The organism is 'Santalum album' aster yellows phytoplasma, assembly GCF_018283495.1.
Lineage (GTDB): Bacteria > Bacillota_I > Bacilli_A > Acholeplasmatales > Acholeplasmataceae > Phytoplasma > Phytoplasma asteris.
In genome coordinates, this window is sequence record NZ_JAGVSK010000007.1 from 1 (window position 1) to 12,876 (window position 12,876).

The following is a 12,876-nucleotide window of genomic DNA, read 5'->3' on the forward strand; positions in this document are numbered from 1 at the left end:
ACCTACCATAACACAAACTCCATCTTTATCTGAAAAATCACCTTCAACTCCCAAATGGAGTGTTATAGATGCATTCCATGCGCCAGTTCAATTTGAATTAAACAATTTTAATCCTAACCAAAAATATATGGATGATTTATTTGGAATGAAAGAAGAAAAATTGTCAGCTCAAAAAGTACTAGATTTTGTTACAAATGCCAAAATGTTTGAAGGTAAAGGTAAAATAGATCCTCCCAAAGGAATGTTATTATATGGAGTTCCTGGCACTGGAAAAACTTTTTTTGCTAATTGTTTTATGAAAGATACTCATTTTAAATATGTTGCTAAATGTACTGGTGCTGATTTTGCTCAAAAATATGTAGGAGAAAGTGTAAAGGCAGTACATTCTTTATTTGATAGTGCAAGAAAAATTGCTGATAAACACGGTGGTGCTATCATTTTTGTTGATGAATGTGAAGAGGTTTTGGTTGATCTTACACAAATACGTGAGCATCATAAAGGACAAAGTGAAGCTGTTACGGCTTTCAAAGAAGAATTAACTAGCGAAAAAAATAACCCAACTAAGCCCATATTTTTAATTGCAGCTACAAATTATTTAGATAAAATGGAAGATGCCATTAAATCAAGATTTACTTACAAAATTGAAGTTAAACCCTCGAAAAAGAACCACACAAAGACTTTATGAAATTCTTAGTTAAAAATATCTGTAAAAACCCAATTTCTGATGATTCACTAAATTATCTCACCCAAAATGTTAATGATGCAATTGAAAATGACATTATGAAGCGTTCTAATCGTACCATCGAAACACTTGTTAATGATGCTTGTATTAATATGTGTAGAAACAAACACACACAAATTGAAGTTCAAGACTTAAAAGAAGTTTGTTTATCAGTTTTAGGTTTTATCCCACAATAAAATAATATATATAATAATTTATAAAGCATTACATCAAAGAAATATTAATAAAAATTAAGTATATTTTTATCTATTTTACGATATAATAATTTTACATAGTATTTAATTACTATTACAATTATAAAAAACAAAATAAGAGATAATTGTATAATTAAAATAAATAATAGCAATTTTTTCAAGTTGGAATTATTTATAATTGCCATATTAGAAAAGAGTTTTTTTACAAAGTGAATAATTTAGAAAAACCCAAGCATTTTTTATTGGTTAAGGTGTGCTTGTTGTTATTGGCATTATGGATTTTTATTTTATTATTAGGAAATATAATTACAGTTTGGGCAAATAATCCAAATAATCCATTAAAAGAAAATTTAGCTACTGGAGTTATAGAAAAAAGAAAATATTTAGAAGAAAGCACGCAAGATAATAAAGTAGTTGATTGGCAAAATCCTGATACTTATGATGCAATTTATGATACCAATGGAAATCAAATAGCACAAAGACATTACAAATTAGAAAGTAAGCAAGATAATAAAGTAGTTGATTGGACGCATTATAATGTTTGGGATGCTACTTATGATAAAAATGGTAGACAAACATCTAAAAGATATTTTTTAGCTCAAAGCACCGAAAATAATAAATTAGTTGATTGGCAAAATCCTGATACTTGGGATGCTACTTATGATAAAAATGGCAGACAAACATCTAAAAGATATTTTTTAGCTCAAAGCACCGAAAATAATAAATTAGTTAATTACAAACATCATGATACTTGGGATAAAACTTATGATAAAAATGATAATCAATTATTAGAAAGGCATTATTTGCAAGGAAGTACTGAAAAAGATAAATTAGTGGATTGGAAAAATAATGATACTTGGGATGCTACTTATGATAAAAATGGTAGACAAACTTCTAAAAGACATTATTTAGAAACAAGTACCGAAAATAATAAAGTAGTTGATTGGCAACATTATGATACTTGGGATGCTACTTATGATAAAAATGGTAGACAAACATCCCAAAGACATTATTTAGAAACAAGTACCGAAAATAATAAAGTAGTTGATTGGCAACATCGTTATACTTGGGATAAAAGTAGTAATGTAGAACCAATATTGCCTCTTACAAATGTTTTAGTGGATAAAAATACTCAAAAAAATAAAGTTTATTTGCCTCACACCAATAATAAAGTAGCTGATGTGGGTGATTTACAATCTCAAACTTATGACACACACATTTACAATATAAAAATATTTGCCTATATATTATTTATTTTGTTGTTGGCTGTTTTTATTATTGCAATTTATCTTTATATAAAAAAAATGGAAAAAAATAATTAATTGAATACCAAATTAGTTTTAATTGTTTCATTTATAAAGGAAAAACCAACTTTTAAGTTGGTTTTTTGAATATTAATTGATTAATATTTGGGGTTAGAACAAATTATATTAAAGTTTTTATTTTTTGGGGCAATTGGTCTAAACGTAATTTATTTTTGAATTTATGATGGAAATATATGATAAAAATAGCTAAAAAAATGAAAAAACTTAAGATAAATAGCCAATAATCTTTTTGGCTGGGAAAAGCAATAATGTCGTTCCAATAAGTATTGATGGTTTTTTGGGTGGTTTGGTCGTATTTGTAAACTTCATCGTTATCTTTGATTTCTATTTTGGGAATTCCTGGAAAAGTTTCTAATTCATCATAAGGAGAATTATATTTAGTAAAAGCTAAATTGTTTTCGTAATTTTCTTTTTGTCTTAAAAAATTGATGAACTTATAAGCTAGGGTTTTTTTGCTTCCTTTAGGCATTACCAAAGCATCAACCCAAACGTTGGTTCCTTCTGTAGGTGAAAAATAATCTAGATTATTATTTTGTTCTTTTAAAAAATTAGCATCTCCTGAATAAGCAATAACTATATTATAGTATTCGTTATTTTTATTTTTCATGCGGTCCATTAATTGGTCGTTTATAAAAGCTAAGTTAGGTTTTTGTTCTTTTAGTTCTAAGAGCCATTTTTTGGCTTCATTTAAGTCATCTGAGGAAGGGTTTTCAATTTGTCTTTCAGTAGCTTTTAGACCTACCATTAAACCGTCGCGAGCGTTATTGCATAAAGCTACTTTTAAATTGGTGTCTTTTAAATATTTAAAACCTTTATTTGAATCTTTGAGTTCATTAATTTGATCTTGAGTTATTTTGTTTTTATTATAAAGAATAACTACTTTGCCCCAAAAATAAGGAACGGCGTAATTGTTAAATTCAGAAGGGAGTTTGTCTTGGAGGGCTTTGTTTAATTTACAATAATGTGTATTCTCTTCTGATATTAATTTACCATTATCTATTGTTTCTAACATTTTGCTTTGTCTTAATTGATCAATTGCATATTCACTTAAAATAGCTAGATCATATTGGTTTTTACTTTTAATTTTGGTAACTGCAAGTTCGTTAGAAGAAAAAAGAACTTGTTTAACTTTGATGTGAGTTTCTTTTTCAAACTTTTCAATAATGCTAGGTTCTAAGTATTCGCCCCAATTAAATAATGTTAATGTTTGTTCTTCTTGGTGTTGGGGAAGTATATTTTTGTTTTTAAGATTAAGAATAATAAGAATAACAAAAGTTGTTGTTAAAATGAAAAGTAATGTTGTTGCTACAGTTTTAATTGTCTTTTTCATTTGGTATTAAATTCGTTTTCATTGGTGTTTGTATTTGCGCTTGTTTTTGTGTTAGTGGTTGTGGTTTTGTTTGTAGTTATTGTTGTAGCTCCATTTGTACTTTCATTTTCATTGTTATTTGCCTCTGCTTCTATTTTGGCATTTTTCCTTTGGTTTTGTTTTTGGTTGTTGTATTGGATGGAATTAAGGATAATTTTAGAACTAGCAATAATAATTAAAATAGTAGATAAAGCATTTACAGTTGGGTTAATAGTTCCTTTGAGGCTGTAGATATAAGCAGAAATATTTTGGCATTCAGAACCACCTACAAAATAAGAAATCATAAAGTCATCAAAAGAAAGACTAAAAGCAAGAGTGGCTCCTAAAAGCATAGCTCCTTTAAGTTGAGGTAGTATTACTTTGGTTAAAGCTTTGAGTGGGGTTGCTCCTAAATCATAGGCTGCTTCTAAAGAATGAGGGTCAAGATTTATTACTTTAGGATAGACAGTAATAACTACAAAAGGAGTGCAAAAAGATATGTGGGCTAAAAGCATTTTCCAAAAACCAGATTCCAAACCCATAAAACCAAAGACAACAAATAATGTTAAAGCAGTAATAATTTCAGGAATAACAATAGAAAAATTACTTACATTAAGAACAATGTTGCGCCATTTTTTGTTAAGACTTTGAGCAAGACTAATAGCTGCAAAAGTACCTAAAAAAGTAGAAATTAAAGTAGTTAGGCAAGCAATGTATAAAGTTATTTTGATAGCAGTTTTAACTGTTTGGTCAGTCCAAAGTTTAGAATACCATTGAAAACTAAAACCTTGCCAATTAACTAAAGATGCAATTCTGCCTTCGCTTTTGTTAAAAGAAAAAATAATTAAAGATAAAATAGGAATATAAATAAAGCTTAACACTAAAATGATATATAAGGTGTTAGTAATGGTTTTTTTGGGTTTTTTTGGGATTTTGGTAGAAGCAGTTTGGGGGGGGGTTGCCCCAGATAATTTAATTGACATCTTTGCTTTCTCCTAAACTTAATTTTTTAAACATTTGAAAAATCAAAAACATTGTTAAAGAAAGATGAATAGCAATTGCACAAGCTTGTTTGATTTCGCCACTTAATAAAGCTTTGTTTTCGATTAATTCAGCAATAGTAATTTGGGTAGTTGCTCCGAGATAACGTGGGGCTACAATATTAGTTGCTGTTTGTAAAAAGACAAGACAAATGCCTGCAAGTACTCCTGAAAGTGATAAGGGCCAAATAATTTTTTGCAATATTTGCCATTCGTTTGCTCCTAGATCTTTGGAGGCTTGAATAAGTTGGGGATTTATTTTGATAATTGCAGTGTAGATAGGCAAAAACATAAATGGTAAAAATAAATAAATAAGTCCTACAATCATAGCAAAATTAGTTTCTAAAAGATTGATATTAAAAGTTTTTTGTAATAAATGAAATATTTGGACTAATGCTTGGGTTTTGATAATCATATTAATCCACATAGTGCCATTGATGAGAATGACAAGAAAGCTTTGCCATTTTATTTTGAGGCGAGAAATCATATAGGATAGAGGATAGACAATGATAAAGACACAAAAAGTAACAATAATAGAAATTGCAATTGATCTAGCAAGGACGTATAAAAATGATTGATTGGATAAAAATTCTTGATGGTGTTGTAAAGTAAAACGGGTTGCAAAAAATGCGTTTTGTTGGTTAGTATCTTGAAAAGAATCAAATAAAATAAAACCCATAGGTAAAATAATTAATCCTAATAAAATAATATAATAAGGCGAAATTAATAGTCTGTATAGTTTTTGATTGTCCTTGCAAGTATAGGTTTTTTTCATTACCAAATCTCCATTACATGAATATCTTCAGGATTAAAAGTAATATCTACTTGTTTGTTTAATTCAACATGGTCAGTAGTATGAATAGTGTAGGTTCTTTTGTCAGTTTTAACATCAATTTCCCAGTGAACGCCTTTAAAAATAATTGATTGTACTATACCTGTAATTAAGCCTTTTCCTTGGGAGACAATATCAATGTCTTCGGGACGAATAACAATATCTACATTTTCTTCTTTGCGGAAACCCTTATCTACACAATTAAAAGTTTGATTGTCAAAATGAACTAAAAAATCATCTTTCATCACTCCTTTAATTAAGTTGGATTCTCCTACAAATTGAGCTACAAAACGATTAGCAGGTTCGTTGTAAATATCTTCAGGACTTCCTATTTGTTGAATTTCGCCATGATTCATGACAACTACTTTATCGCTCATAGTAAATGCTTCTTCTTGGTCGTGAGTAACAAATAAAAAAGTAATTCCTGAGTTTTTTTGGATTTCTTTAAGTTCGTATTGCATTTCTTGTTTTAATTTTAAATCTAGATTGGATAAAGGCTCATCAAGTAATAAAACTTGGGGTTTGTTAATTAAAGCTCTTGCAATTGCTACTCGTTGTTGTTGTCCGCCTGATAATTGTTCAATGGTTCTTTTTTCAAGTCCTTGTAAACCCATAATTTTAAGGTATTTTAATACTTCTTTTTGGATTTGTTCTTCTTGCTCTTTCTTGTTTATTTTTTTGCATTTAAGAGCAGTTTGTTTTGCTTCAAAATCTTTGGTTAAAGTTTCAATTTGATTGTTAAAGTTATGTGTAATTTGGGTAGTTTTTTCTTGCGTTAAATCTTTGGTTAATTCTTGATGAAAAGTTTTTGATAAATTGGCTTTGTTAGTTTGATAATGAGTTTTATTAAGAGCTAAATTAGCTTTAATCTTGGAGTTAAAATCTTTTAAACGTAAACCAAAAGCTACATTTTCAAAGACATTTAAATGAGGGAATAAAGCGTATTTTTGAAAAACAGTATTAATTGGTCTTTTGTGAGCAGCTACATTTAAAATGCTTTTTTCTTGAAATAAAACCTCTCCACTACTAGGGCTTTCAAAACCGCCTAAAATACGTAAAATAGTAGTTTTTCCACAACCTGAAGGACCTAATAAAGTGACAAATTCATTTTGTTTAATTTCTAAATTTATGCCTCTTAAAATTAATTGATTGTCAAATACTTTGGTTAAATCTTTTAAAATAATTAATGTTTTCATGATTTGATACCTATCTTTTTTGGAGAAATAAAGTTAATAATTATAATTATAATCGTAATTGCAATTGTAATTTGTAATTAAGTTTATAATTTATAAGTTTAAGTTGTAAATTGTTGTTTAATTAGCAATTATCAAATATAAAAAAATAGTCGATAAACTAAATGTAATAAGTTAGTCAATAAAATAATTATAAAGCAAAATAATCAACTTATAACAAAATAAAAAAGGAGTAATTAAAATTACAACAATAAACAATCAAAAAGGACCAAAATCTCTTAATATTTCAAATTTATTTATTGCTAATTTTAGCTTATCATAAAATTAATAAATTGCAATCATAAAAAGTGCTTTTTTTGCTGATATTGTTATAATATCTATAAATTTTGTTAAAATAAATGTGTTAAGAAAATTATAGTAAAATGATTTTTTTGCAAATATTGATTCAAATAATTAAAAATTGTTGGATAAATGCTTATAAAGATTCTTATTATGTTTATTTTTTGGTATTTGTCAATTTGTTTATTGTCATTAAAATTTTATGTTGGAATTTTTTTATCATTTCAAATTAATTTACTAAAAAAATGCACTAAAAAAATAAACCCAATTAAACTAACTAATTAATATATAAAAATATAAAGGAAGGTATATTATGAAATGGGAACCGCAAAGATTTGAATATCCTGAACCAGATAATCAACCGCAAAATCCGCCAAATTATCCAATTCCGCCCAAAAAACCTAAAAATTATTTTGCAATTCCTACTAATTTAATCACTATTATTGTAAATATTATGGTGATTTTCTTTCTGTTTGTTTTAATTAAAGGATCTGATAAAGGATCTAAAAATTTTTCTAAGACTATGGGAAAAGAAACCCAAGAAGATACTATGTGGGCACAAGAAAAAGAATACATGCCCAAAGGCAATCTTAATATTGATAGTTTTTCTGGATATGATGAAGTCAAAAACGAGTTAAGAGAATATATTTCAGCAGTAGATGATGATGATGCAAATAAAGTGAACCCTTTGCCTCGTAAAGATTTACCAAGAGGAGTTTTATTGTACGGTCCTCCAGGAACAGGAAAAACTTATTTAGCTAAATGTTTAGCGGGTTCTGTTAAAGGTAAAGCTCCTTTTTTTGTTACTACTGGCTCTGATTTTGTCGAAAAATATATAGGAGTTGGAGCAGCTCGTGTAAGAGGATTGTTTAAAGTAGCTCAAGAAACTGCCAAACAAAGTGGACAGAGTTATTATTTTATCTTTATTGATGAAATTGATGCTATTGGAGCTGAAAGAAGCAAAGAAAAAAGCGCTCAAGAACATTCAGGTACTCTTAATGCTTTGTTAACTCAACTTGATGGAGTAGATTCAGATGAAAAAACTCCGCAAGCTATTGTTATTGGAGCAACTAATCGTAAAGATTTTTTAGATGATGCCTTAATTAGAGAAGGGCGTTTAGGGAAGCACATTTATTTAGGTACTCCAGATTTAACAACAACCGAAGCCTTACTTATAGCTTTTATGAAACGAGAAAACAGTGAAACAACAAATTATTCTTTAGATGATGAATTAAAACAAGTGGCAAAAACTTTGCACGGATCTAAATTTACTCCTGCAGATATTAATTCTTTAGTGAAAGAAGCTAAAAAGATAGCCTCCAAAGATACTAATTCCCCAAACAAAATTACACCTTTGCATATCTATGATGCTATGGATTTAATTTTAATGGGTCCTGAATTAAAACAAAGTATCTCTAAAGCAGATAAAAAAAGAGTTATTAATCATGAATTAGGACATGCCATAGTAGCTCATGCTCTAGGGTTTGATGTGCATCGTGTAACTGCTAAACCAAGAGGACAAGCAGCAGGATATACTATCTTTTTTTCTGCTAGTAATGAAGACGAACAAGCCGATCAACTTTTAACTAAACAAGATTTATTAAAACAAATGATTACTACTTTGGCAGGACGTGCAGCTGAAGAAGTATTTGAAACTAGCGTTAGTGTTGGTTGTTGTGATGATTTGAAAAAGGTGCGTACTATTGCTACTAAAATGGTAAAAGAGTTTGGAATGTCATTAGGTTCGGAAAGTATGGATTTTAGTTTGGATAATGATACTCAAGCTAAAGAAATTAATGCAATTATTCAAGCTAGTTATAATGCAGCTAAAGAAATTATTGAAAAATATAAAGAAGAACCAAATGATAAAGATAACAAAAATCCTAATTCACAATGGCAAACTTTAAGTGGCAAACTTGCTACACAAAATTTAGGAAAAGATGCTTTTGTTGTTGCAAAAAATACATATTTTTATACAAAAACAATTTCAATTGATGAAGTTAAAGAAACTAATGAAGTTAAAGAAACACAATCAAATAAGAAAAAAGAATACAAAATAAAATTAGAATTTAAAGAAGAAACTTCAACTCCATAACCAACTTCCTCTAGGGATAATAATCAATAATTACATTACAAAAAACAAATCTTTTATATACTTTTTTACAATTTAATACCCTAATAAACCCGTCTTAATTGATGGGTTTTTTATTTTGTTTACTTTATATTTTTTATTTTTTTATATCCCTTAAAACTGCATAATTAATTAATATTTGCAAAAAGACAAAAATTATTGTATAATATCTAGTAATAAATACTTTGATGATTTGTAGAAATAAAAATAATCATTTATTTTAAAAACAATTTCAAAAATATTTATCTTTTTTGATACATTTATAATAATTATGACAACAAAACCCCCAACAAATCGCTTATATGATATTAAAAAGCTTTAGGGAGCAATAAATTGCGTAAAAACATTAATATTCAAAATCTTTTTATCAATGATTAATTATCGATTATACGGTCTTATAAATTAATTATTAGATAATTATATAAATTCATTTGTTTAGTAAGTAATTATTTATAATTATGATACTATTTTAATAAAGCCCAAAAGCCATTTATCAATTGGCTATTTTTATAACATTTATTTATAATATCAATTTATTTTATTTAATTTTTTTATTTTAATGTTGATTTTCATTATTTGCATTTTTTTACTTATTTTGGGAAAGCTAAATATTTATTCATTTATTATTTCATTTCACAATCTTTTTTATATTTACAACTGTTTTATTTTTAATTTATTAGATTTTTAATTATTTTTTATATTTTGTCCTAACTTACTTTTTTGTTTATTTTTCCAATTTTTCATTTTGCCTATTTTAGTTTTATTTTAAAAACTATTTAACAAAACCATTTATTTGTTATCGTTGTTATGCTATTTTTTTTATCTATAAATAAATACCAACCCAAAAACACAAGAAAAAAAGAAAACCAACATAGCAATATAGCAAAAAGAAAATTATTAATAGTTATTTAAAATGATTGTATATTTAAAAATATAAAGATATTTTCAAAACATAAAAAAACATATAAAACCGTATAAAAGGAGATAATTAACTTGACTTATGATTAGCGATATTAGTGATATTTGTATTAATTTTTTTAATAAGGTAAAATCTTTTTTGTCGAAAGTAAAGCAATATTTAATTAAAAATAAGGTATTTTGGTATTTTAATTATTTTTTGGTAGCTGTTTGTTTTTTTTTGTTATTGTGGTTGCATATTAAAGTTTTTGCTAAGAAACATTCCAATCCTCATGCTCTTAAAGGAGGTATTTTTGTAGGAATGGGTCCTGTTTGTGTGCAATCTGATGAGGATGCTTCGGTTTCAGATAGCCATCTTACTTTAGAAGATGAACGTTTAACTGGATTTGAAGTTTTGTTATTGAAAGAAATTGCCAAACAAAAAGGTAAAGAATTAGAATTAACAATTAATACTTTTGCAGGATTATTAGGCGATATTTAAACAGGTAAAGCCGATATAACTGCTTCATGTCTTGCTATTACTGAGGATAGAAAAGCCAAAGTTGATTTTAGTATTGTATATAATGTTCCTATGAATGGATTTGTAGTAAGAAGGGACAATAAAGATTTTGAATCTAATCTTTTTGCACACAAAGCAAGAGTCAAAGATAAAGATTTATTTGCTCACTTAGACAATTTATATGAAAATGCCAAAAAGGAAGGCAAAGAAAAATCATTTACTTTTATAGCTGTTACTGCTAGTGCTACTGATACAGATTTTTTAGGTAAAGGTTATATTAAAAAATTATTAAACAATAGAGATATTATCAAAAAAGAAACTTCTTCAGATGATATTGGACCTAATTTAGAATTTATTAGAAATAATAAAGCAGATATTTTTGTAGTTGATGATGTAATAGCACATTATAATACTGAAGGAGACAAAGATTTAAAGTATTTTATTCTTGATTCAACTGATCCTCAATTGCAATCAGGTCCTAATGGTGTAGGAGTTGTTGTTAAAAAAGGCGATACCAAAAGACAAAAAGAAGTTAATGATGCTTTGAGGAAAACATTTAATTTAGAATATTTAAAAGACAAAGATGGAAAAGATACAGATGTTATTGAAGATCTTAAATATATTCTTACAAGATTGCATGAATTAAAGAAAGAGAAAAGAACAAATGACCAAGAAACTAGATACAAAGATTTAAAAGGCAAAAATACAACAAAACCAGAAGAAGAAAAAGAATTTAGTACTTTATTTAAAGTTTTAGATAAATTTATTCTTGGAAATCTACAAAAAATTGATGAAGCCCAAGAAAGATTTGATGCATTAAAAGAGATTAAATTAGAATTTGATACTTTGGAACAATGTTTAGACAAAGACTAAACCAAATTACAAAATGTTAAAGATAGATACACAAAATTACAAGAAAAAAACACAAGAACCCAAGAAGAAGAAAAAGAATTTAATAATTTAGCAACAACTACAAGAAGTAGCAATGAACAAGAAAATACAAAAGAAACAAGCGAAATAATTCGTTTAGAAAAAAACTTAATAGCATTAGAGACAAATTAAAAGAATTTGAAGATAGAGTTTATAATGCTACTTATAAAATGAGAAATATTAAAATTTTAGGTTTGTGGCAAAAAATGTGTTATAATTTCTCATCTTATAAAAAAGGGTTATATAATACCTTATTAATTAGTATTGATGCCTTATTAATAGGTTTTTTATTAGCTTTATTTTTAGTAGGCACAAAGATTAAAGTAACAAATACAAGAACTAATAACACTTTTGTAAAAACATGTTATAAAATGATTTCTAAATATGTTGATACTTATATTTGGTTATTAAAAGGAGTGCCAATTGCAGCTCAAGCAATGTTAGTATGGTTTTCTACTAGTTTGTGGTGGCCTAGTAAAGGCTTTATGCCTGATTTATTTCCTGATGGATTTCCCCAAATTAACCAAATACATGCTGCATTATTTGTAATTACTCTTAATGCTGGTGCAAGTCTTACTATGATTTTAATGCAAAATATTAAATTTGTTGATAAAGGAAAAATTGAGGCTGCTTTTTCTTTGGGAATGACTCAAAGACAAACTTTTTACAATATTATTTTTCCGCAAGCATTAAAAAAATCAGTTCCTTTTGTCATAACTCAATTTATTACCAATATTAAAGATTGTGCCTTTTTTGCTTTTATTGGGCTTGTTGAAATGGGCTGGATTGTTAATCGGAATATGGGAATTACTGCTGATGTCATAACTCCTTTTGTCCTTCTTTCCATAATTTATTTGGTTTTAATTCAGTGTACTAATGCTTTGGCTAAATATTTAGAAAAAAAATTAAACCCTTCTTTTAAACCTGTGATTAGTGTTTAAATTTTTAAATGATGATAAAATAATTATAAATTAAATATAATATTTAATAATATTAAAATTACAAGTTGCAAAACAACTATTCTTATCATTACAAAATTGAGATTTTTGTCAATTTTCAAAAAATAGACCCGCTTTTTAGTGGGTCTTCATTATTTGAGTCAAAATTGTAACAAATAACCAAATAGTAATTACGCACTTTATTTAGGTTTTTACTACATAAATAATTTCTTTTGTCAACTTTAAGGCAAAAATGCGTTTTTAAAAATTATTTTTTTAGTATAATATAGGTATATTAGATAATATTTAGTATTTTGATTGGGTGTTTAAATTTTTAAATCAAAAATAATGATTCAAATCAAAAGCAACAATTCAGCTTATTTTAAAAACCAAATTAATACTAACAATAATATTAAAATTAACTTGTAAAAAAGTTATAATCTAGAT

The 12,876-nt window shown here is 26.9% G+C and carries 10 protein-coding genes and 1 pseudogene; 7 read left to right on the forward strand and 4 right to left on the reverse strand.

Going from position 1 to position 12,876, the window contains the following annotated elements; all coding sequences use genetic code 11:
• The 3 genes from KE631_RS01845 to KE631_RS01855 form a co-directional block, all read left to right on the forward strand.
• Window positions 1-685 (forward strand): ATP-binding protein (locus KE631_RS01845; RefSeq protein WP_212509174.1); only part of this gene is annotated, 685 nt, incomplete at its 5' end.
• Window positions 682-918, forward strand: coding sequence for a hypothetical protein (locus KE631_RS01850; protein WP_212509175.1), 237 nt, complete (start codon window positions 682-684; stop codon window positions 916-918). The genes KE631_RS01845 and KE631_RS01850, both read left to right, overlap by 4 nt.
• Window positions 919-1,145: 227 nt before the next feature.
• Complete coding sequence (locus KE631_RS01855) at window positions 1,146-2,258, forward strand: hypothetical protein (RefSeq protein WP_212509176.1); 1,113 nt, start codon at window positions 1,146-1,148, stop codon at window positions 2,256-2,258.
• Between the two features lie 103 nt (window positions 2,259-2,361).
• Here KE631_RS01855 and KE631_RS01860 read toward each other — a convergent pair whose 3' ends face one another.
• Genes KE631_RS01860 through KE631_RS01875 form a run of 4 tightly spaced genes read right to left on the reverse strand, consistent with a single transcriptional unit; the run spans window position 2,362 to window position 6,677 of the window.
• The gene (locus KE631_RS01860) at window positions 2,362-3,591 is read right to left on the reverse strand and encodes an ABC transporter substrate-binding protein (RefSeq protein ID WP_212509177.1); all 1,230 of its coding nucleotides are present in this window, start codon (window positions 3,589-3,591) and stop codon (window positions 2,362-2,364) included.
• Window positions 3,588-4,592, reverse strand: a complete 1,005-nt coding sequence (locus tag KE631_RS01865; protein ID WP_212509178.1) for an ABC transporter permease — start codon at window positions 4,590-4,592, stop codon at window positions 3,588-3,590. The genes KE631_RS01860 and KE631_RS01865 overlap by 4 nt, the downstream gene beginning before the upstream one ends.
• Window positions 4,582-5,430 carry an ABC transporter permease gene (locus KE631_RS01870; protein ID WP_212509179.1) on the reverse strand — a complete coding sequence of 283 codons (849 nt, stop codon included), beginning with the start codon at window positions 5,428-5,430 and terminating at the stop codon, window positions 4,582-4,584. The genes KE631_RS01865 and KE631_RS01870 overlap by 11 nt, the downstream gene beginning before the upstream one ends.
• Entirely contained in the window at window positions 5,424-6,677 is a 1,254-nt protein-coding gene (locus tag KE631_RS01875; RefSeq protein WP_212509180.1) for an ABC transporter ATP-binding protein, read from the reverse strand. Before KE631_RS01875 ends, KE631_RS01870 begins: the two co-directional genes overlap by 7 nt.
• Window positions 6,678-7,326: 649 nt before the next feature.
• On the opposite strand from KE631_RS01875, the gene KE631_RS01880 reads away from it, so the two are divergent.
• The 4 genes and pseudogenes from KE631_RS01880 to KE631_RS01895 all read left to right on the forward strand — a co-directional run bounded on the left by KE631_RS01880 (window position 7,327) and on the right by KE631_RS01895 (window position 12,432).
• Complete coding sequence (locus tag KE631_RS01880; protein WP_212509181.1) at window positions 7,327-9,108, forward strand: AAA family ATPase; 1,782 nt, start codon at window positions 7,327-7,329, stop codon at window positions 9,106-9,108.
• Window positions 9,109-10,201: 1,093 nt separating this feature from the next.
• Window positions 10,202-10,543 (forward strand): hypothetical protein, encoded by a 342-nt coding sequence (locus KE631_RS01885; RefSeq protein WP_212509182.1) that lies wholly within the window; start codon window positions 10,202-10,204, stop codon window positions 10,541-10,543.
• 12 nt (window positions 10,544-10,555) lie between these two features.
• Window positions 10,556-11,434 (forward strand): annotated as a pseudogene (locus KE631_RS01890) (substrate-binding periplasmic protein); the annotation flags it as partial.
• A gap of 227 nt (window positions 11,435-11,661) precedes the next feature.
• Window positions 11,662-12,432 (forward strand): ABC transporter permease subunit, encoded by a 771-nt coding sequence (locus KE631_RS01895; RefSeq protein ID WP_212509183.1) that lies wholly within the window; start codon window positions 11,662-11,664, stop codon window positions 12,430-12,432.
• Window positions 12,433-12,876: the final 444 nt, after the last annotated feature.

What these genes read in the sequence shown, in the direction of transcription:
- KE631_RS01850 (WP_212509175.1), top strand. Translation starts at nt 682, where the DNA reads ATGAAATTCTTAGTTAAAAATATCTGTAAAAACCCAATTTCTGATGAT.
- KE631_RS01860 (WP_212509177.1), bottom strand. Translation starts at nt 3,591, where the DNA reads ATGAAAAAGACAATTAAAACTGTAGCAACAACATTACTTTTCATTTTA.
- KE631_RS01865 (WP_212509178.1), bottom strand. Translation starts at nt 4,592, where the DNA reads ATGTCAATTAAATTATCTGGGGCAACCCCCCCCCAAACTGCTTCTACC.
- KE631_RS01875 (WP_212509180.1), bottom strand. Translation starts at nt 6,677, where the DNA reads ATGAAAACATTAATTATTTTAAAAGATTTAACCAAAGTATTTGACAAT.
- KE631_RS01880 (WP_212509181.1), top strand. Translation starts at nt 7,327, where the DNA reads ATGAAATGGGAACCGCAAAGATTTGAATATCCTGAACCAGATAATCAA.
- KE631_RS01895 (WP_212509183.1), top strand. Translation starts at nt 11,662, where the DNA reads ATGAGAAATATTAAAATTTTAGGTTTGTGGCAAAAAATGTGTTATAAT.